We start from the raw sequence: 20,439 nt of genomic DNA, 5'->3' as shown, positions 1-20,439 counted from the left end.
ACCCACATCGTGTGGTCCGGACCCTGGGGGCCTGACGGGCAAGAGTGCTGCCGATCGGGCTCGTGCGGTTCTGTCGTGACCCTCGCTCTAGGCGAGGTAGGCGGCCAGGTCGCTCTCGAGCGCGGCCTTCGGCTTGGCACCGATGATGGTCTTGACGACCTCTCCGCCGCGGTACACCTTCATCGCCGGGATCGACGTGATCTGGTACTTCGCAGCGGTCTGCGGGTTCTCGTCCACGTTGAGCTTGACGATCTTGATCTTGCTGGAGTGCTCGGATGCGATCTGGTCGAGGATGGGCGACACGGCGCGACACGGGCCACACCACTCGGCCCAGAAGTCGACGAGGATCGTCTCGTCCGAGTTCAGTACATCGGCTTCGAAGCTGGCATCGGTCACTGCTGAGGCATTTGACATGGTTTACTCACTCTCTTTTTCAAAAACGATTGTGATCAGGGGTTTCAGGACCGGGTGGACTGCAGTGAATCGACGAGCTCGATTTCTGCTTCGGCGTCGCGCAGCTCAGCGATGGCCGAAGCCTCCGCCAAACCCGCGAGGTAGTGCTCGGCGTCCAGCGCAGCAACGGTACCGGAGGCCGCCGCGGTGGCGGCCTGGCGGTAGGTGTCGTCGATGACGTCACCCGCGGCGAACACGCCCGCGATGTTGGTCTTCGACGAGCGGCCGGCAACCGCAATCGTGCCGGAAGCCGTCAGGTCGAGCTGGCCGTGCACCAGGTGGGTGCGCGGGTCGTTACCGATCGCCACGAACAGTCCCTGTACGGGAAGCTCGCTCAGTTCGCCGGTGACCGTGTTCTGGAGCTTCAGGCTCTCGACTGTGTTCTCGCCGTTGATGCCCACGACGGCCGAGTTGAAGACGAACTCGATCTTGTCGTTCGCGAACGCTCGCTCCTGCATGATCTTGGATGCCCGCAAGGTGTCCTTCCGATGGATGAGGTACACCTTGTCGGCGAAGCGCGTGAGGAAGGTCGCCTCCTCCATCGCCGAGTCGCCGCCGCCGATCACGGCGATCGTCTTCTTCTTGAAGAAGAACCCGTCGCAGGTGGCACACCAGGAGACACCACGGCCGCTCAGGCGCTCTTCGTCGTCAAGACCGAGCTTGCGGTAGGCGGAACCCGTGGAGAAGATCACGGCCGGGGCTTCGAAGTCGCCGCTGTAGCCCGTGGAGATCTTCTTGATGTCGCCGGAGAAGTCGACACTCGTCACATCGTCGAGAAGCACTTCTGTGCCGAACTTCTCGGCCTGCTCCTGCAGCTTGGTCATGAGGTCGGGGCCCTGGATACCCTCGGGGAAGCCGGGGAAGTTCTCGACTTCCGTGGTCTTCATGAGCTCTCCGCCAGCCTCGACGCTCGACGCGATCAGCAGGGGCTCGAGGCCCGCACGCGCGGCGTAGATTGCTGCAGTGAACCCGGCAGGACCGGACCCGATGATGATGATCTGTCGCATCGACAAGCTCCTTGATTGCGGTGACGGCGTCACCGGCTTCTGTGGTACTGAAGGCTTCAACACATCCTAACCGTCGCGTATTCCAGCGCTCCGGGTTTGTGCACAGGCATGATGGGAGGGTGAGCGAAGCATTCAATCCCGTCGACGGCACACGCATTGCATACCAGGAGGTCGGCACCGGCACGCCACTCGTCCTCGTGCACGGGTCAGCTCTGTCACGGGCCATCTGGCGCGGGTTCGGGTACGTGAAGGCGCTCCGCAACGACTACCGGCTGATCCTCCTCGACATGCGCGGGCACGGCCTGAGCGGCAAGCCGCACGGTCCGGCCGACTACGCGATGACGCTCGTGCTCCAGGATCTCCTCGCCGTGTACGACGTTGCCGGAATCGACGCCGCGCACTTCATGGGCTACTCCTTCGGCGCCCGGGTGGGGTTTTCCCTGGCCGACGCGCACCCCGAACGGATGCTCTCCCTCATCTCGGCCGGCGGGACCTACCGATTGGGGAAGGGCACCGTCAGCTCCCTGTTCTTTCCGGGCTACGACGAGGCGCTCGAATCGGGCGGGATGCGTGCGTTCCTCGACGGCTGGGAGGCAGAAGCGGGTGTCGCGATCGATCCGGCCACGACGAACGCCTTTCTCGCGAACGACCCGGTCGCGCTGCAGGCGTACTTCCGGCAGTTGGCGGTCGAACAGGGTGTGGACGAGAAGAGGCTTGCGAGCATCCAGACCCCGGCTCTGCTGCTGGCGGGCACGGATGACCGGCAGCGCTACATCGACTCCGAGCGTGCCGCGGGGCTGATGCCGCACGCGCGCTTCGAGCCGCTGCCCGGGCGTGGGCACGGTGACACGCTGTTCCCGGCGGGCCCGGTGCTGGAGCTCGTGCAGCCGTTCCTCGCCGGGATCGACGCTATGCGCTCCGTCTGAGCCGGCCGAGGATGGGTCGCAGGGCATCCGTCAGCTCTGAGGAGCGCAGCGCCCGCAGGCCGCCGAGGTACACCAACGCCATTGCAGCCCCGACGATCACCATCACCACGATCGCCTGGAACCGGCCGGAGAGGGCGAAGCCGTCGGCCGACGCCCCGCCGAAGAGCAGGAGCACCACGACACCCGTCGCCGCGGCGGGAACGGCGGCGACGGCATCTTTGCCGAAGCTCGAAACCACCCGGCGGCCGCCCCCGCCGAGCTTTCGACGCATGATGAACGCCGCCAGGAGTGTCTGGAGGGTGCCGGCGCCGGAGAGGCAGAGCGCCACGCCGACACCGACGAACTCCTTGGGCACGAGAACCAGTACGAGCAGGCTGCCGATCGAGAAGACGATGGCCTGGAAGAGATTGGTGAAGAATGGCGTGCGCGTGTCGCCGAGAGCGAAGAAGGCGCGCTGGAGAACGAACAGAACGCTGAAGGCGGGTAGGCCGAGAAGAAAGGCGATGAGCACGGAGCCGATGCCGGTCGCCCCTGAGAACGAGTCGATCATCACGCGTCCGAACGGGAAGGCGACAACGACCAGAACCGTGCCGGCCAGCACCATGATGACGGTGATCTGCCGGATCGAGGCCGACAGGTCTGCCCGCACACCCTCCGTGCTGCCGATCGACGCGTTCTCACTCATCCGCGTGAAGTAGGCGGTGGCGATCGAGACGGCGACAACCGAGTGCGGCAGCATGAAGATCAGCCACGCGTTCGCCAGGACGGCGAGCGAGGCCTTGCCGTCACCGGATGCGGTCGAGACCACGTTGGTCTCGACCAGCCCGGCGGCAGTGGTGACGAGGATCATGCCGAACGACCAGCTGGCAATCCTGCCTGTCTCCTTCAGGCCCACCCCGCGCCAGCGGAAGTCGGGCCGGTAGCGGAGGCCCACACGCCGCCAGAAGAAGAACAGAACGAGCCCCTGAACGGCGATGCCGAGCGTGGCCGAGCCGGCCAGTAGGGCGATGGAGGACGGCGTCCACCAGCTGAGTGGCAGGTAACCGTTCGGGTCGGAGCCGAACACCGCGATGAACACGACGAGCCCTGCGAGCGCGACGATGTTGTTGAGGATCGGCGCCAGGGTGAAAGGACCGAAGGAGTTGCGGGCGTTCAGCACCTCGCCGAGGATCGTGTAGACCCCGTAGAAGAAGATCTGGGGAAGGCACCAGTAGGCGAAGGCGATGGCAAGGTCGGTCTGCTCGGGTGTGAGCCCCGACACGGTGAGCCGAACCAGCAGTGGCGCCAGCAGCGTGGCGACAAGCGCTGCCGCGGCTAGCACGAGGAGGGCGATGGTGACGAGCTTGTTGATGTAGGCGACACCGCCGTCGGAGTGCAGGGCGCTGCGGACGATCTGCGGCACCAGAACCGCACTCAGGGCGCCGCCGGCGACGATGACGTAGATCGTGTTGGGCAGCTGGTTTCCCGCTGCGAAAGCGTCACCGGATGCGGCCAGGCCGATTGCCCCCGCCAGGACGATGGCCTTGATGAACCCGAGGATGCGCGAGATGATCGTGCCACCGGCGAGCAGGGTGCTGGAACGGACGATGCTGCGCTCAGCCATGGAATCCGCTCTCGGTGGGGGGAGCATCCGGAGCCGGCGCGGGAGCATCCGGAGCTTTCGGGGGAGACTGCGACTCGGCAGCGCGCACGGCCTTCGCCCTTCGACGCTTCAGAACCTGCCGCACGATGCCGAAAGCCAGCAGGGCGGCGGCCAGGACGCCGATCACGATCGTGCCGATGCCCTCCCAGTCCGCGCTCACATTGATCTGGCGCGGTGCAGCCTGGTTGATGGAGACGCCTGACGGGCTGAAGATCTCCAGGCGCAGGTCGACCTGGCCGCTCGCCACGGCGGCCTTCACGGGCACGCGGGCCGTCTTCTGCGACTTCGCCTCGACCACGACCTCGATGCGCCCCGGTTCGACGACGAGGCGACCGTTCGAGGGGGTGACCTGCAGTTCGACGGTGACGGGCTGATTGAGATCGTTGCTGATGAGCACGGGCACCTCGCTGCTCGTGGCAAAGAGATTGATGTTGCTGCCGTCGATGATCTTGACCGAGTCGAGCACCGTCGTCGTGAGGTTCGCGTAGTCGCCCTCGGCTCCGGTGCGGCCGGTCGGGTCAGCGGACCAGGACTGCGCGAGCACCGCGAGCAGCGTTGCGCGCTGTCGGCCGGTGAGGAGTTCGGGCGCGGCCAGCACGGAAGCGAAATTCCCGACCTGTCGCTCGAATTCCAGCATTGCGGCGACGGTGTCCCGCCGCGTGGACGGCTCGTCGCTGTTCTTCACGCTCACTCCGAGGCTCGGCACGCTGAGCACGTCGGAGAGCCCACGGTTGGCCGACCAGGGCAGTGATTCGACGAGGTCGAGGGCCCGGCCGACGCCGAATGCCGTGGCGGGAGCTTGTCGGCCGAGGTCGACTACGAGTGCCGGAGGAGCCTGGCCGCCCTGGGCGTCGACGATCGCGAGCATGCCGGACACTTCGGCCAGGGCCGCGTCGAGCCCCGTGTCGGTGGTTGCGGCGGCGGCCGTCTGCAGGGCATCCGAGAGCCCGGCATCGACGAGCACGGCGCTCTTGTCGCCGATGGTGGCGGGGGCGCTGGGCGTGAGGTCGTCCTCCGAGGCGGGTAGGGCGACGTTGTCGGTGCTCAGGATGCTCGTGCCGAGCCCTGCGGCTGCGAAGAAGTTGAGGTCGTCGGTTGTCACCGTGCCCGCTGCGGGCCAGGCGAGATCGGTGCGGGTGTACTTCCACGCGGTGAGGTCGGCCAGAGTGGGTAGCGCTCCGGGCGCCGGCGCGGTGGTGGGTGCCGGGGTGGAGCCTGCGGTGGTGGGGCTGGCCGTGGCATTGTTGCTGCCCGCCGTGCCCGAGCCCGTGCCCGAGGCATCCGTCGCCACCTGCCCCGGCAGGGCGAACGGATCGGGTGTTGGCGTGCCCTGGAAGTTCGCGCTCGAGAGTGCGTAGTCGAAGGAGGTCGGCGCGAGCAGGCTCGTGGCGCCGGCCTGGCGCTCGATCGCGATGTCGGAGTCGGCGTACGACAGTGGGAACGTGGGGTTCGTGGCGGAGGCGAGCCGGGCCAGCCAGTCGAGCGACGACTGCGGTGCAGCCGTGCCGAGCACCCTGATCGAGACGATGACCATCGGATCGATCGCGAGCGTGACGGGCCGGTCGACGACCGAGTCGAGCTTGCGGGCGAGCACACCGCCCGTCGAGGTGTAGCTGTCGAGCTCTGCTGCGGTGAGCAGTCCCTGCACTCCGGCGGGGGCGGTGAGCGGCATGATCGCCGCGACTGAGGTCTCACGCTCGGGGGAACCGGCCGCCCACACGACGGTGTTCCGGGTGTCGACGAGGGTCGTGTCGGCGGCGTAGGTGGCCTCGATCCCGTAGGCGCCGAAGGTGCTGAGCCCGAGCGCCGCGGCGGGCAGCGTCGCCCGGAAGGTGCCGGTCGCGCCAGCAGCCAGCCCGGGTGTTGAGACGTCCGTCGCCACCGAGTCGCGTGACTGCGTCGAGCTCGTCGAGGGAGTGAGCCAGGTGCTCAGATCGTCCCGGGTGCTGAGGGGGGTGCGGTCGAGCCAGAGGTGGATGCTCCCCGGTGCCATCGCGGAGCCCGTCGTGTTGGCGACGCTCACCGTGACGGCCAGGTCGGCTCCGGTCGCCAGCACTCCGGCGCTGTCGGGAGCGAGCGACACGACGACGGTGCCGGTTGCGGCGGTGCTGCCTGGTGCGGCGGCGGGTCCGGTGTTCACGTCGCCCGCAGGCGGAGTGGTCGCAGGTGCGGGGGGTGCCGGCGTGCTTGCGGCTTCGGCCGGGGCGGTGCCGCCGAGCATCCAGAGCAGTGCGAGCGTGACGACGGCGACAACCGCCGCCAGACGACGGAACCGGCCCGCCGCGGCCAGCCGGAAGGCACGTCTCGGGCTGCGGCGGACGCCCGAATCTAACGCCGCATCCATGCCAGTGATTCTAGGGTGTCGGCCTGAGGAGCACGGGTAGGCCTCGCTGGTCGGCAGCTTCGGCCAGTAGGGTGACGGGGTGCGTTCCGTGGCAGACTCCCTCAGCTTCCTGGCCGAACTGGCGGCATCGTCGCCCATCTCCGAGCTCGCCGGGGCGTTCCGGGCGGCTGGTTTCGACCTCGCGCTGGTGGGCGGGCCGGTGCGCGATGCCTTCCTCGGTCGCGCCGTGCACGACCTCGATCTCACGACGGATGCGACGCCCGACGAGATCCTCCGGATCGTGAAGCCGCTCGCCGACGCCCACTGGGACATCGGCCGGGCCTTCGGCACGATCGGCGCCCGCATCGCCGGCGAGACCGTGGAGATCACGACGTACCGTTCGGACGTCTACGACCAGGCCAGTCGTAAGCCCTCCGTGGAGTTCGGCACCTCACTCGAGGCCGATCTGCTGCGGCGTGACTTCACGGTGAACGCGCTTGCGCTGAAGCTCCCCGAGCTGGTTCTCGTCGATCCCTCCGGGGGGATGGACGACCTGCTCGCCGGTGTGCTCCGAACCCCCTCGACGCCCGAGGTGTCGTTCGGCGACGACCCGCTCCGGATGCTCCGGGCCGTGCGTTTCACCGCACAGCTCGGTTTCGCGGTCGACGACGAGACCCGGTTCGCCCTCGACGAGATGGCCGGTCGGATCGAGATCATCAGCGCCGAGCGTGTCAACGAGGAGCTGAGTAAACTGCTGCTCTCCCCGGCCCCTCGCCGCGGCATCGAATTGCTGGTCGAGTCTGGGCTCGCCGCCTTCGTGCTTCCCGAGATCCCCGCACTCAGCCTCGAGATGGACGAACACCACCACCACAAAGACGTCTACCAGCACAGCCTGACGGTGCTCGACCAGGCCATCGACCTCGAGCGTTCGCGGCAGTTCGACGGCGCCCCCGACCTCGTGCTGCGGCTCGCAGCGCTGCTGCACGACATCGGCAAACCGGCGACGAGGCGGCTCGAACCCGGTGGGGTCGTGTCGTTCCACCACCACGACCTGGTCGGGTCGAAGCTCGCGAAGAAGCGGCTGAAGGCGCTGCGTTTCGACAACGACACGATCGCGGCGGTCGCGCGGCTGATCGAGCTGCACCTGCGGTTCTTCGGCTACACCGACGGCGCCTGGACCGACTCGGCGGTTCGCCGGTATGTTCGGGATGCAGGACCACTCCTCGAGCGACTGCACATCCTCGTGCGGGCAGACGTGACCACTCGGAACGTCCGGAAAGCGGATCGCCTCTCGTTTGCATACGACGACCTCGAGACGCGGATCGCCGAACTCGCCTCGCAGGAGGAGCTCGATTCGACGAGGCCCGACCTCAATGGCGAACAGATCATGGCGATCCTCGGCCTCACGCCCGGCCGTGACGTCGGCGAGGCCTACCGTTTCCTCCTGGAGCTGCGCCTCGAGGAGGGCCCACTCGGTGAGGAGGAGGCTACCCGCCGCCTGCTGGCCTGGTTCGCCGCGCGCTGACCGAGGCCGATCTGGACGCCCGGCTCCGTCAGTTCATCGGGGCCGGAGCCACTGGTTCTCCCTGACGGCATCCCGGTAGGCCATCAGCGTGAGCTCGGCGGTGAGTCTCCAGGTGTGCTGCGACGCGTGCCGGGTCGCCTTGAGCGAGAGCGAGCCGAGCTGCCCGGAGTCGGAGAGCAGCTCGTCGATGGCCTGCCCCCAGGCTGCCGGGTCGCGGGTCCCGAGCAGCACTCCAGTGGAGCGATGGATGACTGAACTGCCCGTTCCCGTGCTGCGGGAGGCGATGACGGGGGTACCCGATGCCGCCGCTTCGAGAGCGACCAGCCCGAACGTCTCCGAGTGCGACGGGATGAGCAGCAGCGCGGACTGCCTGATGAGCTCGGCCGCGACATCCCGGGTCTGGGTTCCGGCGAAGACCACGTCATCGGCCAGGCCGAGTTCGTCGACGAGAGTGTGCAGCGACTTCTCGTACTTCTTCTCACCCGGTGTCGATGCACCTGCAATGGTGAGCAGGGGCCGGCGTTCGGCAGGTATCTCAGCGAGGGCACGGATGGCGAGATCCTGGCCCTTCAGCGGCTGGATGCGGCCGAGCACGAGGATGCCGCGTCTCTTCTCCTCGTCCACAGGGGCCGGCCAGTCGAAGATCCTCGGCCCGTCTACCTGCCTGACCGGATGGAACAGTCCGGTGTCGACCCCCGGGGGAACGATCTTCACACGCCCGTTCTCTGCGTCGTACGCCTGCACGATCGCGCGTGCCTCCTCGAGGGTGGAGGCGATCGTCGCTGCCGAGTCCTGAACGAGCCTCTGCTCCGCCCAGAGCCGCTCGTTCGGCTCCGGCCGGTCTCCGGGCGCCAGGTGTTCGTTCTTGAGGGCGGCGACGGTGTGCAGGCTCTGGATGTGCGGAATCCCCTGCTCCTCGGCCACCATCAGGGCGCCGGCGCCCGACAGCCAGTAGTGGGAATGCAGGAGATCGAACTGCGGTAGAGCCCTCAGGGCATCCCGGAACGCGTTCATGTGGCGAGCGAGATCGTCTTTCGGCACGGGCTCGGCAGGGCCTGCCCGAAGGAACCGCACCGGCACTCCGGCGTCGGTGTACCCGGTCTCCGGATGATCGGGGCTGGCCGCGCGCGTGAGGAGTTCGACCTCGAGCCCGAGCGCTGCGAGTTGCTCGGCCAGAGCCACCACGTAGACGTTCAGCCCGCCGGCATCACCCGATCCGGGAGTCGCGAGAGGAGAGGTGTGCAACGACACCAGACCGACCCGTTTGAGACCCACGAGGGTCACTCTAGTGGCGCCTCCCGATCGAAGACCAGATCTGGTAGGCTCTACAGGTTGTCTACACCCAGTGGGGTTCTCCCACGCGGGTCATGACTGCTGCACACACCCTCCTGTCACAGAACGTCTGTGACCGATCTAGTCCAAAGGAGGTGGGTTAGTGACGCACAAATACGAACTCATGGTCATCCTCGATCCAGAAATCGATGAGCGCACCGTGGCTCCGAGCCTCGACAAGTTCCTGAACGTCATCCGCAAGGATGGCGGCACCGTCGACAACGTCGACATCTGGGGACGCCGTCGCCTGGCTTACGAGATCAACAAGAAGACCGAAGGCATCTACGCCGTCGTGAAGCTCACGGCAACGGCCGACTCCACCAAGGAGCTCGACCGCCAGCTGAAGCTCTCCGAAGCCGTCATGCGCACCAAGGTGCTGCGTGCCGAAGAGGCCATCGCCCAGGTCGCCGAGGCTGCGAAGCTCGCCGAAGCCAAGGCTGCCCGCGCTGCCGCGAACCCGAAGTCCTCTTCGGCTCCGTCGTCTTCGTCGGCTCCCTCCTCGTCGTCCCAGGCCGCCGGCAAGTCGGCTCCTGCTGCACCCGCGGCTCGTGCCGCTGCTGCGGTCAAGGCTGCGTCGAAGCCTGCTGCTGACGCTGCGCCTGCTGCTGATGCCGCTCCGGCAGCTGCTGCTCCCGCCGCGCCTGCCGCTGCACCCGCCGAGTAGTCGACCATGGCTGGCGAAACCGTCATCACCGTGGTCGGCAACCTCACCGGAGATCCCGAGCTGCGTTACACGCAGAACGGGCTGGCGGTTGCCAACTTCACCATCGCTTCCACGCCGCGCACGTTCGATCGTGCGTCGAACGACTGGAAAGACGGCGAAGCACTGTTCCTTCGTGCAAGTGTCTGGCGTGAATTCGCTGAGCACGTGGCCGGATCACTGACGAAGGGCTCCCGCGTCGTTGCGACCGGTCGCCTGCGCCAGCGTTCCTACGAGACGAAAGAGGGCGAAAAGCGCACCTCCATCGAGCTCGAGGTCGACGAGATCGGTCCCAGCCTCCGTTATGCGACGGCCCAGGTCACCCGCGCCTCATCCTCCGGCTCTGCCGGTGGCGGTGGCGGCGGTCGTGGCCAGGTTGCCAGTGGCGGCGACGAGCCGTGGGCCGCAAGCGCGCCCGCAACGGCTACCTCCGGTGGCGGCGCTGATGTCTGGAACACTCCGGGCAGCTTCAGCGACGAGACCCCCTTCTAAACTTCACCTTTTTCAGAAAGCAGAACAACCATGGCTGGAAAGAGCAGCGGCGACCGCCGCAAGCCGATCCGCAAGGGGAAAGACGGCAAGAATGCCGCCCCCGCGAAGTCGATCCGCGTCGGCGTCATTGACTACAAAGACGTCAACACCCTCCGCAAGTTCATCTCCGAGCGCGGAAAGATCCGTGCTCGTCGCATCACCGGCGTCTCCGTGCAGGAGCAGCGTCTCATCGCCCGTGCAGTCAAGAACGCCCGCGAGATGGCCCTGCTGCCCTACGCCGGCTCGGGCAGGTAGGAACTCACAATGTCGAAACTCATTCTCACGCACGAGGTCTCCGGCCTCGGTTCCGCAGGTGATGTCGTCGAGGTCAAGAACGGCTTCGCACGCAACTACCTGATCCCCCAGGGCTTCGCGGTGACGTGGAGCCGCGGTGGCGAGAAGCAGATCGAATCGATCAAGGCTGCCCGTACCGCCCGCGAACTCGCAACGATCGAAGAGGCCCAGCACCTCAAGCAGGTTCTCGAGAACAACGTCGTCAAGCTCGCCATCAAGGCGGGCAAAGAAGGACGCCTGTTCGGTTCCGTCAAGCCGAGCGCGATCGCTGACGCGGTCGCTGCTGCGGGCTTCGGATCGATCGATCGTCGCAAGGTGGAGATCACCACGCCGATCAAGTCGACGGGTACTCACGAGGCGTCCATTCGCCTCCGTGACGACCTCAGCGCGACCATCACCATCCAGGTCGTAGCCGCAAAATAGTCTGTGACCCGAAGGAGGGGAGCGCTTTCGGGCGCTCCCCTCCTTCGTCGTTTTTGTCAAGTGTTTTGTACACAGGGCGTGTCGGGTTACCAACATTCAACTCCGCATTCAAACATTGATCAGTCCACAGGCTGTGGGAAATCTAAAACCCTGATCAAGTGCTGTTTCACCGCCAAAGATTCTTTTTTGTACACAACTGATTCCACATGTTGTGCACAAGACTCGCCGCGTTTACCGGTGTATTTCCACAGAGTTATACACAGCCCGATTTGTGCACCGCGACACGCGGTTCCTAGTCTTAGCCAGCATCGCTCGCGTGTCACTTCGCCCGGATGTCAGACGGTGGCGGTAAGCCTGGGATCACGAGAAGAGGAGTTCGGGTGTCGATAGCGCATCTCGGCCTGACAGGCGACACGAGGTCGATCGGCGAGACCCGGGGCCACGAACGCACTCCCCCGCATGACCTGCTGGCAGAGCAGAGTGCCCTCGGCGGAATGCTGCTCAGCAAAGACGCTGTGGCCGACGTCGTCGAGGTCGTGCGCGGCGCAGACTTCTACATCCCCAAGCACGAGTTCGTGTTCGACGCGATCCTGAACCTGTACTCGCACGGCGAGCCGACCGACGTCATCGCGGTGACCGACGAGCTCACGAAGTCCGGCGACCTCACACGGGCCGGTGGAGCCGAGTACCTGCACACGCTCACGAGCCTGGTGCCGACCGCAGCGAACGCCGGGTACTACGCGTCGATCGTGGCGGAGAAGGCCATCCTCCGGCGCCTCGTGGAGGCCGGTACGCGCATCGTGCAGATGGGCTACGCCAGCGAGGGCGAGGTGATGGACCTGGTGAACAACGCCCAGGCCGAGATCTATGCCGTCAACGGCAACACGGAGACCGAGGACTACGTGCCTCTGACGACCGCCGTGAGCGCGGCCATCGACGAGATCGAGGCGGCGAAGGGCCGCGAGGGCCAGATGACCGGCGTTCCCACCGGCTTCGCCGAACTCGACATGCTGACCAATGGCCTCCACCCGGGTCAGCTCATCATCGTCGCTGCGCGCCCCGCGCTCGGTAAGTCGACCCTCGCTCTCGACTTCGCACGCGCGGCATCCATCAAGCACGACATGCCCTCGATCTTCTTCTCGCTCGAGATGGGGCGGAGTGAGATCGCCATGCGACTGCTCTCCGCCGAATCATCCATTCCCCTGCAGAACATGAGGAAGGGAACCGTCGAGAGCAACGACTGGACCAAGATCGCCGCCACCCGGGGCCGCATCAACGATTCGCCGCTCTACATTGACGACAGCCCCAACATGACGCTCGTCGAGATCCGCGCGAAGTGCCGGCGGCTGAAGCAGCGGGTGGGCCTGAAGATGGTCATCATCGACTACCTGCAGCTGATGACGTCGGGAAAGCGCGTCGAATCCCGGCAGCAGGAGGTCAGTGAGTTCTCCCGGGCCCTGAAGCTGATGGCGAAGGAGCTCCAGGTTCCCGTCATCGCGCTCTCCCAGCTGAACCGTGGCCCCGAGCAGCGCGCCGACAAGAAGCCGGCCCTCTCCGACCTCCGCGAGTCGGGCTCCCTCGAGCAGGACGCCGACATGGTCATCCTGCTGCACCGTGAGAGCGCCTACGAGAAGGACAACCCGCGGGCCGGCGAGGCCGACCTCATCGTCGCCAAGCACCGCAACGGCCCGACGGCCACCGTCACCGTCGGCTTCCACGGGCACTTCTCGCGCTTCGCGGACATGCCGCACGCCTAGGTCGATCCCTGCGTGGTCGTAGATTTCTCCAACGTGTCCCTGTCGTGGGGGACGTGTCCTTGAAACGTCCGTACGGGCATTTCGAGAGGTGGTTGCCTTCGAGGGGTCGAATGGCGACCTAGGTCCATGGTGGTGCCGAAGGCGCTTACGCAGACTGGAATCGGCTCAGTTCTGAGCCGCCCTTATTCGCGTGCGCATCCAACGAGGTCTTGACATGGTCGACAAAAGAGTCTGGTTCGCCGTGGGTGCCGGAATTGTGCTCGTGGTCGCCGGCGTCGCGACCGCGGCCGCGCTCAGCACGGCGACCGCCGATCCGGCTGTCGGGTCAATGGCGCTCACTGGATCGGCCGCCTGTGAGAGCACCGACACCACCACGTCGACCATCACCTGGACGTTGGAGAACCGGAGCAGTCATCCTGCGACACTCCTCGGCTTCGACGGCACTGAACCGGTCGGAATCTCGCAATCACCCTCGGGGACCGAGATCCCGGCAGCCGGCCCCGGCGGGCCAGGCACCGTGACGTTCACGCAAGTGCTCGCCGGAACCGGCACAGCCGGCCTCACCGCGACAGTCGGGTGGGAGTTCGACGAGAGTCGTTCGACCACGTCCGAAGTCACCGTTCAGGGCAAGGACTGCCGCGTGCCCGTGTCCGTCGGCGAACTGACCGCCACTCAGCCGGATTGCGCAGCCGACGACCCAGGCCTCGACGGGACGCTGCTCGTCGAAGGGGCGGGCGACGGGGTGCGGTTCGAAGTCAGCGCCGACGGCGGCACTCCCGTCGTGATGTATCCCGGGGAGCGCTACAACGTCATCCTCGAGAAGGAGCCCGTCACGGCGGTGGTGACCCCGATCGTCGACGACGACCAGCGCCTCGACGGCTTCGACCCGGGCGACTGGACCGTCACTTTCGCTCTTCCGGCAGACTCCTGCTCTTGATTTCTTCCATCAGGTCCCGCGACCCGCGGGCATCACACGAGAAGGTACAACAATGACCACGCACGCCAAACTCGCTGCAGCCGCCGCAGCCATCGTGGCCATCGTCCTCTCCGGCTTCGTCGGACCGATCGATGCCGCCGTCGCGGCAGGCCAGAACGTGAAGGCCACGGTGTTCATCGCCGCGGATCGAACGACCCTGTCCGATGGACAGGACTACAACGGAGTCGTGGGCAGCTCGACCGCATTGAAGACGACCGTCGAGGGGGTCTCGGAGGTCTTTCAACTCTCCGGCGTCGCTTCTCAGAGCGGGAGTCCGTACCGGAGCGTGGCTTATCAGCTGGGCATGCTCGGGAAGACGACGGGATACTGGCTGACCCCGACCGTCACCTACAGCGTGACCCCTGGGGGGACGGAAGGATGGCGCGCATTCTGCAACGTTCACAAGGGCTATCCCGGTTGGGCAGGCACAACGGACGCGACGCAATGGAACTGTGCAGCCGAGGTCACCCAGGCTGGCTTGAATACGAAGATCACCTTCAAGGTTTCACAGAACCGCTTCGCCGAAGCATCCGGCAGCATACGCACGAGCGGACCGGTGACACTGAAAGACGGCACCTACGACGGTAACAATCTCCCCTATCTGGTGGCCGGCAGCAGGGAAGTCGGCCGAGACTCGGGCGCGGACTTCGCCGTCGTCATGCGGGAGGGCGACAAGCCGGTCGAGGGCGGAGATCTTGCGCGCGTTCGCTTCAGCTACCGGATACTGGACGAGGGTCGAGAGACCTCTTACTGGGTCATCGGATGGTCGCAGACGCTTCGCGCAGTCGCCTGGCACCACGGCGCCGCGTGTTTCATCACCGACCAACTGCCCGGCAAGAACAACGTCCCGTTGGACTCTCTCGACCGACAGCTGACGACCCCTTATCAGTGCACTATCCAGTCCGAGCACCCCGTGAACGGTGACGGGGGTACCTATGATACAAAGTTGCTCGTCGACAAGCGGGAGGTCACGACGGTCGACAACCCGGCAACGGCGGCCGATCTGGTTCGGAAGTACTGTTCGAGCGACAACGGCGACTGCAATGTCAACCTCACCGACGCCAAGAAGTTCATGAAGACCGTGGGCGACGACCGGAAGTGGCAGGCCGCCAACGATACCGACAAGCCCGTATGGGAGAGGAAGGTAGAGGTGGAGACGTCGGTGCAGACGACGCACAAGTACGCGACGGAGGTCACTGCATCGGCCGAGCAGTCGTTCATCGGCCAGAAGTTCGCATTCACCGTCAAACAGAGCTACGGGTTCGAGTATCAGCAGAAGACAGATATCAAGGAGACCATCCCCGTACCTGTCGGACCCCGGGAGATCACGTGGGTGGAGTACCAGGTGCCGATGATCGTCGCGGACGGTGACGTTCTGATCTTCGCCCGTGATCAAGGCATCAACTACCGTCTGCCCGACGTGCACGTCGAGATGCCGCAGCCGGGCGGCCAGACTCCGACGCTCAAGTGCGACCGACTGGCGGGATGGAGCGCAGACGCCAAGGGAGCGAGTTGCTTCCCGGGCAGTTCGACTCCGAAGCCGGTGCCGAGTTCGAACTGATCGCCTCTCGGCCAACCGCAGATCTGACGCGGCGTAGGACGGAGTTCACAACAGCGCCTGCGGCGCCTGATCGCGACAGGGGGAACGTGCGCCCGGGGGCGGGGAGCTCACAGGCCGGGCGCAATACAATGGATGGTCAGCACTTCGAGAAGAGGCCATTTCAGGTGAGCAGCCAGGTAGCACGCACGGAAGGTCGATCTCCCTACTGGGGGGTACCGGTCGCCCGGGCGATTCCGGCTCTCGTGGTGGGCGTGTTCCTTGCGTTCAGCCTCAATCACTCCGCGCAGGTCGGGCTCTTCGTGTTCGGTACCTACGCGGTTGTCTCCGGGGTGCTGGTGCTGCTTCTCTCGCCGCGGTATGTCGCGGTTCGGGTCACCCGCCGGCTCTTCGTGGCAGAAGGCATCGTCGGGATCCTCGTCGGAATCCTTGCACTCGTCTTCAACCAGGGCGGGGTTCCGTACTTCCTCTACCTCGTCACTCTGTTCGCGGCGCTCACCGGCTTCCTGGAGCTCTATGCGGGCCTCCGCAGCCGGCCGCGGAGCACGGTCGTCGAGCGCGGTTCCCGGGGTGGGGCAACCGATGAGCGTGAGACGGACGCCCTCGCGTCGAAGGACTGGCTTGCCGTCGGCGGCTTCACGGCGGTGCTCGCACTGGTGTTCCTGGCGCTGCCGCTCGACATCGTCACCGCGGTGGGCCTGTTCGGCGGGTACGCCGTCATCCTCGCCATCTTCCTCGTGATCGGTGGGCTGTCCCTCCGCTGGGGACAGCACGTCGACCACACTGCTCCGCTGAACCAGGAAACAATCTCGTGACTTCTGAAGACCCGAAACCACCCACCCGCCGCGAGATCCTGAAGCCCGTCGAACTGGTGCTGCTCTCGGCCGGCCTCGCACTGTTCGTGGGCGTCGTGGTGCTGCTCTCCACTCGCCAGCCCCTGCTGGCCGTGGTCTTCTTCGGCATTGCGTTCATCGTGTCACTGGTCGTGATCGCGATGTTCACCCTCACGTTCAAGCCGAACGCGGCTGAGCAGCAGGAGCTGCAGGGCGAAGACGAGGCGGGGACGGGTGCGGGCGGTGTGCCCGGCCCCTACCTCGGCCCGGGCCCGAAGGCTCACTGAGACAGGTAGTCGACCAGCTCGCTCGCCAGGCCCGTGTAGGTGGCGGGGGTGAGAGCGACGAGCCGGGCTTTGGCGTCGGCGCCGATGTCGAGGCCCGAGACGAACGCCACGAGTTCTGCCTGGCCGATCCGCTTTCCGCGCGTGAGTTCCTTGAGGAGCGCATATGGATCGCTGATCGAGCTGCGTCCAGCGGCGATCTCCGCACGCACGACGGTCTGGATCGCCTCGCCGAGCACCTCCCAGTTGCCGTCGAGGTCTTCGGCGAGCAGTCCGGCGTTCAGCGAGATCTGGCCGAGCCCTCCGAGGATGTTGTCGAGCGCGAGCAGCGAGTGTCCGAGTGCGACGCCGACGTTCCGCTGGGTGCTCGAGTCGGTGAGGTCGCGTTGGAGGCGCGACGTGACGAGAGTCTGGCTGAGCGAGTCGAGCAGCGCGCTCGAGAGCTCGAGGTTCGCTTCGGCGTTCTCGAACCGGATCGGGTTGATCTTGTGCGGCATCGTCGAGGAACCGGTGGCACCGGCCACCGGGATCTGTGTGAAGTAGCCGAGCGAGATGTAGGTCCAGATGTCGGTGCACAGGTTGTGCAGCACCCGGTTGGCATGGGCGACGCGCTGGTAGAGCTCCGCCTGCCAGTCGTGCGACTCGATCTGGGTGGTGAGCGGGTTCCAGGTGAGGCCGAGCGAGGTCACGAACTCCTCGGAGACATGCGGCCAGTCGGTCGACTCCGACGCGGCGAGATGCGCGGCGAACGTTCCGGTCGCCCCGCTGAACTTCGCGAGGTACTCGGTCTGTTCGAGCTGGCGGATGATGCGCTCCAACCGGTAGACGAACACCGCCAGCTCTTTGCCCATTGTGGTGGGCGTGGCCGGCTGTCCGTGGGTGCGCGCAAGCATCGGCACGGCACGGTGCTCGAACGCCTGGCGCCGCAGTTCTGTGACGACAAGACGGAGGGCGGGCATCCAGACCCCGGTGACCGCCTCGCGGATGGTGAGCGCGTAGGAGAGGTTGTTGATGTCCTCGCTGGTGCAGGCGAAGTGCGTGAGTTCTTCGACGGCGGTGAGGCCGAGCTGCTTCAGTTTGTTGCGCACGAGGTATTCGACGGCTTTGACGTCGTGCCGGGTGACGGCTTCGAGGCCGGCCAGCTCGTCGATCTCGGGCTGCCCGAAGTCGGTGACGAGCTGGCGGAGGCTGCGGCGCTGATCTTCGGTGAGTCGGGATGAGCCGAAGAACTCGTGGTCGGTGAGGTAGAGCAGCCATTCGACCTCGACCTCGACCCGCGCGCGGTTCAGGCCGGCCTCTGAGAGGAATTCGCCGAGGCCGGAGACGGCAGCCCGGTAACGGCCGTCGAGCGGGCTGAGGGGCTGGAGGGGGAGGGTCATGGCTGGACTCCGGAGAGGGCTGCGGCCGCGTCGGCGGCGGGTGTGGGCGGATGGGCGGGCGAGGTGTGCGGCGTGTGGCGGAGTGCCGGCTCGAGCTGGGCGAACAGTGCGCGGCACGACCGCTCGATCGTCAGGAGCACCCGGTCGAAGAGAGCGGCGTTCGAATAGTACGGATCGGGTACGTCGAGTTGTGAGCCCGCTTCGGGGTCGAAACTGGCGAGCAGGCGGATCTTGGAGCGGTCGGCATCGTTGTCGGCCCAGTCCCTGACGACCCGTTCGTGGCTCCGGTCGAGCACCACGACGAGATCGAGCCCCTCGAACCAGCTCGGGTCGAACTGTCGCGCCCGGTGAGCCTGGCCGTCGTAGCCGTGCTCGGTCAGGGAGGCGAGAGTGCGCGGGTCGGCCTGTTCGCCCACGTGCCAGTCGCCTGTTCCGGCCGAAGAGACGACGATCCGGTCATCCAATCCGCTCTTCAGAACGAGGTCGCGCAGCACCACTTCGGCCATCGGGGAGCGGCAGATGTTGCCAGTGCAGACCATGCAGACGCGGAACACGCCGTCGGGTCTGGGTGCGGTGTCGGCGGGCATGTGTCCATTGTCTCAGCCGGGCGCTGCCCGGTGTGGCGGCCGGGCAGGAGATCAGGCCCGGCTGGTGTTCCGGTCGACGCGGAAGATCGCCTTGAGGATCGCTCCGATGATGGCGGAGAGCACGGCGAGCACCAGTGCGCCGAGCACGGCCCACCAGAACCCGTCGACCTCGAGACCGAACCCGAAGAGACTGGTGATCCAGCCCGCCAGCAGCAGAAGTACGGCGTTGACGACCAACGAGATGAGGCCGAGGCTCAGGATGTAGAGGGGGAACGCCACGACCCTGATCGCTGTGCCGATGATGCCGTTCACGATTCCGAAGATGAGGGCCACGAAGAGGTACGAGAGGATCGCGGCGACCACACCGGTGTCGTAGGCGACGAGATTCACTCCCCCGACGATCTGCACGGTGGCCCAGAGGGCTATGGCATTCGCGACCAGGGAGACGAGGAATCTGCGCATGCCCCCACTATCCCAGCTAATGCCGGGGTGCGGTAGCCGGTCGTGCGTGCGGCGTACCGTGCGGCGTGCCCTGCGGTGTGCTCTGCGACGCGAGGAAGTCGTAGGCCCGCCGGGGGCCAGGCCACGCGCGGAGCTGCTCTCCGAGAGCCCGGGCACGCGACTGCGCGGACTGCTCAGAAGTCGCCCCATGACCGGAATGTTCCAGCAGGCGGATGCTCGCCGCTCGGAGCTCGGACACGCTGGCGGTGTTCGGGGCGAGGGCGATCCCGATTCCGGCGTCGACGACGCCGGCCGCCCCGGCGAACTGGTCGGTGCTGAAGGGCAGCACGAGCTGAGGGACTCCCGCGGTCGCCGCCTCCGTCACACTGTTGTTGCCCCCGTGCGTGACGATCAGACTCGCGCGTTCGAGCAGGGTCACCTGGGGCAGGAATCCCCGCACGAGCCAGTCGGCGGGAACGTCAGCGAAGGTGGCGGGATCGGAGGATCCGGTCGCCAGGGCGACCCTCACGTCGAGCGTCCGGAGGGCATCCGCGACCCGGCGAAGCACGTCGGAGCGTACCGAGAGAAAGCTGCCGAAGCTCACGTAGACGACGGGTCGGTCGCTGGCGGCGAGCCACCTTTCGACCTCCTGGTCGGCGGGCTCGGTGCGCACGGCCGACCCGAGGAACACGTGCCGGGGGAGGTCTGCGGTGCGGTGCGGTGGGTGAAGCGCTTCGGGGTAGTTCAGCATCAGCAGGTCGCCGTGCTCGGCGAACGCGTCGGTCGAGGGTCGGGCGTCCGGATTCAGAACGGCGAGGGCGGCATTCCATTCGGACGTGAATTGATCGCGGATCCTCTCATTCAGCGTGCGGAGTCCCCCGAGCTCCTGCGCTGACGGGCTGAAGGCCCCGGGCCAGAAAGGAGGGTGGCCGTACACCTCCCCGCCGACCGGGAGCGCACTCGGATGCCCGAGGACGACGTCTCCGTAGGTGAGGCCGGCGGCGTCCAACCCGAGGCGTGCTCCGAACGCGAGGTGATCGACGAGGATCTGGTCCGGCTGCAGCTTCTCCACCACAGCGAGCACTTCACGCGCTTTCTCCACAGGTCTGTACAACAGGTCACTGCTGCGGGCCTCGGCCTGGAAACGTAGGGTCTCGATCATGCCGGAGCGTGTGGCGGCGAAGAAACCCCGCAGGGCCTCGTCTTCGCCGACCGGCTGGTCTTCCGCACGAATGACCCCGGGGTTGGATCCCCGGCCCAGTTGGAGGGTGACCTGTGAGAAGCCGAAATCCGAGACGATGGACGCGGTGGCCGGCCCGGTCGCCACGACCACCTCCTCGCCGCGTTCCTGCCAGGCGGTGGCAAGCGTGGCCAGTGGCAGGAGGTGTGAGGCATAGTCCGGGCTGATGACGAGCAGGGTCACTGGATGATCTCCGTCACTGGGCGTTCTCCGTCACTTTGCGTACTC

The 20,439-nt window shown here is 66.3% G+C and carries 19 protein-coding genes and 1 pseudogene; 11 read left to right on the top strand and 9 right to left on the bottom strand.

The genetic code is table 11. From position 1 onward, the window contains the following. Positions 1-87 precede the first annotated feature (87 nt). A complete protein-coding gene (trxA, locus tag B7R21_RS00310) occupies positions 88-414 on the bottom strand; it encodes a thioredoxin (RefSeq protein ID WP_116281262.1) in 327 nt (108 codons plus the stop codon). Between the two features lie 44 nt (positions 415-458). Beyond that, complete coding sequence (trxB, locus tag B7R21_RS00305) at positions 459-1,460, bottom strand: thioredoxin-disulfide reductase (protein WP_116281261.1); 1,002 nt, start codon at positions 1,458-1,460, stop codon at positions 459-461. Between the two features lie 119 nt (positions 1,461-1,579). On the opposite strand from trxB, the gene B7R21_RS00300 reads away from it, so the two are divergent. Beyond that, on the top strand, positions 1,580-2,386 hold the full coding sequence (locus tag B7R21_RS00300) for an alpha/beta fold hydrolase (protein WP_116281260.1): 807 nt from the start codon (positions 1,580-1,582) through the stop codon (positions 2,384-2,386). Here the strand turns inward: B7R21_RS00300 and murJ are convergent. Next, complete coding sequence (murJ, locus tag B7R21_RS00295) at positions 2,370-3,989, bottom strand: murein biosynthesis integral membrane protein MurJ (protein WP_116281259.1); 1,620 nt, start codon at positions 3,987-3,989, stop codon at positions 2,370-2,372. The two genes, B7R21_RS00300 and murJ, sit on opposite strands and share 17 nt — an antisense overlap. Continuing rightward, a complete protein-coding gene (locus B7R21_RS00290; RefSeq protein ID WP_116281258.1) occupies positions 3,982-6,372 on the bottom strand; it encodes a DUF6049 family protein in 2,391 nt (796 codons plus the stop codon). The genes murJ and B7R21_RS00290 overlap by 8 nt, the downstream gene beginning before the upstream one ends. Positions 6,373-6,451: 79 nt before the next feature. Here B7R21_RS00290 and B7R21_RS00285 point away from each other — a divergent pair, with 79 nt between their 5' ends. Then, positions 6,452-7,876, top strand: coding sequence for a CCA tRNA nucleotidyltransferase (locus tag B7R21_RS00285; RefSeq protein ID WP_116281257.1), 1,425 nt, complete (start codon positions 6,452-6,454; stop codon positions 7,874-7,876). Positions 7,877-7,909: 33 nt separating this feature from the next. On the opposite strand, the gene B7R21_RS00280 is transcribed toward B7R21_RS00285, so the two are convergent. Next, positions 7,910-9,151: a glycosyltransferase gene (locus B7R21_RS00280; RefSeq protein ID WP_172591990.1), complete on the bottom strand. Its 1,242-nt coding sequence runs from the start codon at positions 9,149-9,151 to the stop codon at positions 7,910-7,912. Between the two features lie 181 nt (positions 9,152-9,332). Here B7R21_RS00280 and rpsF point away from each other — a divergent pair. From rpsF to B7R21_RS00235, 9 genes and pseudogenes are all read left to right on the top strand, one after another. Beyond that, positions 9,333-9,662, top strand: a pseudogene (gene rpsF, locus B7R21_RS20920) (30S ribosomal protein S6); the annotation flags it as partial. A gap of 216 nt (positions 9,663-9,878) precedes the next feature. Beyond that, on the top strand, positions 9,879-10,400 hold the full coding sequence (locus B7R21_RS00270; protein ID WP_116281254.1) for a single-stranded DNA-binding protein: 522 nt from the start codon (positions 9,879-9,881) through the stop codon (positions 10,398-10,400). A 30-nt stretch (positions 10,401-10,430) separates the two neighbouring features. Continuing rightward, on the top strand, positions 10,431-10,694 hold the full coding sequence (rpsR, locus tag B7R21_RS00265; RefSeq protein WP_104245567.1) for a 30S ribosomal protein S18: 264 nt from the start codon (positions 10,431-10,433) through the stop codon (positions 10,692-10,694). Positions 10,695-10,703: 9 nt separating this feature from the next. Continuing rightward, positions 10,704-11,156 (top strand): 50S ribosomal protein L9, encoded by a 453-nt coding sequence (rplI, locus tag B7R21_RS00260; protein ID WP_116281253.1) that lies wholly within the window; start codon positions 10,704-10,706, stop codon positions 11,154-11,156. Between the two features lie 380 nt (positions 11,157-11,536). Further along, positions 11,537-12,913, top strand: a complete 1,377-nt coding sequence (gene dnaB, locus B7R21_RS00255; RefSeq protein ID WP_116281252.1) for a replicative DNA helicase — start codon at positions 11,537-11,539, stop codon at positions 12,911-12,913. 214 nt (positions 12,914-13,127) lie between these two features. Further along, on the top strand, positions 13,128-13,850 hold the full coding sequence (locus B7R21_RS00250) for a hypothetical protein (RefSeq protein WP_116281251.1): 723 nt from the start codon (positions 13,128-13,130) through the stop codon (positions 13,848-13,850). A gap of 52 nt (positions 13,851-13,902) precedes the next feature. Beyond that, positions 13,903-15,450 carry a hypothetical protein gene (locus B7R21_RS00245; protein ID WP_116281250.1) on the top strand — a complete coding sequence of 516 codons (1,548 nt, stop codon included), beginning with the start codon at positions 13,903-13,905 and terminating at the stop codon, positions 15,448-15,450. 164 nt (positions 15,451-15,614) lie between these two features. Then, positions 15,615-16,262: a DUF308 domain-containing protein gene (locus tag B7R21_RS00240; protein WP_116281249.1), complete on the top strand. Its 648-nt coding sequence runs from the start codon at positions 15,615-15,617 to the stop codon at positions 16,260-16,262. Then, positions 16,259-16,567, top strand: coding sequence for a hypothetical protein (locus tag B7R21_RS00235; RefSeq protein ID WP_116281248.1), 309 nt, complete (start codon positions 16,259-16,261; stop codon positions 16,565-16,567). Before B7R21_RS00240 ends, B7R21_RS00235 begins: the two co-directional genes overlap by 4 nt. On the opposite strand, the gene purB is transcribed toward B7R21_RS00235, so the two are convergent. From purB to B7R21_RS00215, 4 genes are read right to left on the bottom strand one after another with little or no spacing between them, the layout of a single operon-like run. Beyond that, positions 16,561-17,943: an adenylosuccinate lyase gene (purB, locus tag B7R21_RS00230; protein ID WP_116281247.1), complete on the bottom strand. Its 1,383-nt coding sequence runs from the start codon at positions 17,941-17,943 to the stop codon at positions 16,561-16,563. The genes B7R21_RS00235 and purB overlap by 7 nt on opposite strands. Further along, positions 17,940-18,530, bottom strand: a complete 591-nt coding sequence (locus tag B7R21_RS00225) for a low molecular weight protein-tyrosine-phosphatase (RefSeq protein WP_116281246.1) — start codon at positions 18,528-18,530, stop codon at positions 17,940-17,942. The genes purB and B7R21_RS00225 overlap by 4 nt, the downstream gene beginning before the upstream one ends. Positions 18,531-18,581: 51 nt before the next feature. Then, positions 18,582-18,992 carry a phage holin family protein gene (locus B7R21_RS00220; RefSeq protein ID WP_116281245.1) on the bottom strand — a complete coding sequence of 137 codons (411 nt, stop codon included), beginning with the start codon at positions 18,990-18,992 and terminating at the stop codon, positions 18,582-18,584. A 16-nt stretch (positions 18,993-19,008) separates the two neighbouring features. Further along, positions 19,009-20,394 (bottom strand): nucleotide disphospho-sugar-binding domain-containing protein, encoded by a 1,386-nt coding sequence (locus tag B7R21_RS00215; RefSeq protein WP_116281244.1) that lies wholly within the window; start codon positions 20,392-20,394, stop codon positions 19,009-19,011. Positions 20,395-20,439: the final 45 nt, after the last annotated feature.

Source organism: Subtercola boreus, from assembly GCF_003399625.1.
GTDB lineage: Bacteria > Actinomycetota > Actinomycetes > Actinomycetales > Microbacteriaceae > Subtercola > Subtercola boreus_C.
Note: the sequence above shows the minus strand (reverse complement) of the source record. Positions and strands in the feature narration are given on the sequence as shown.

Bases quoted from the DNA above. Each gene is read 5' to 3' on its own strand.
- rpsR (WP_104245567.1), top strand. From the start codon at position 10,431: ATGGCTGGAAAGAGCAGCGGCGACCGCCGCAAGCCGATCCGCAAGGGG.
- trxB (WP_116281261.1), bottom strand. From the start codon at position 1,460: ATGCGACAGATCATCATCATCGGGTCCGGTCCTGCCGGGTTCACTGCA.
- purB (WP_116281247.1), bottom strand. From the start codon at position 17,943: ATGACCCTCCCCCTCCAGCCCCTCAGCCCGCTCGACGGCCGTTACCGG.
- B7R21_RS00220 (WP_116281245.1), bottom strand. From the start codon at position 18,992: ATGCGCAGATTCCTCGTCTCCCTGGTCGCGAATGCCATAGCCCTCTGG.
- B7R21_RS00270 (WP_116281254.1), top strand. From the start codon at position 9,879: ATGGCTGGCGAAACCGTCATCACCGTGGTCGGCAACCTCACCGGAGAT.
- B7R21_RS00290 (WP_116281258.1), bottom strand. From the start codon at position 6,372: ATGGATGCGGCGTTAGATTCGGGCGTCCGCCGCAGCCCGAGACGTGCC.
- rplI (WP_116281253.1), top strand. From the start codon at position 10,704: ATGTCGAAACTCATTCTCACGCACGAGGTCTCCGGCCTCGGTTCCGCA.
- murJ (WP_116281259.1), bottom strand. From the start codon at position 3,989: ATGGCTGAGCGCAGCATCGTCCGTTCCAGCACCCTGCTCGCCGGTGGC.
- B7R21_RS00250 (WP_116281251.1), top strand. From the start codon at position 13,128: ATGGTCGACAAAAGAGTCTGGTTCGCCGTGGGTGCCGGAATTGTGCTC.
- trxA (WP_116281262.1), bottom strand. From the start codon at position 414: ATGTCAAATGCCTCAGCAGTGACCGATGCCAGCTTCGAAGCCGATGTA.
- B7R21_RS00245 (WP_116281250.1), top strand. From the start codon at position 13,903: ATGACCACGCACGCCAAACTCGCTGCAGCCGCCGCAGCCATCGTGGCC.
- B7R21_RS00225 (WP_116281246.1), bottom strand. From the start codon at position 18,530: ATGCCCGCCGACACCGCACCCAGACCCGACGGCGTGTTCCGCGTCTGC.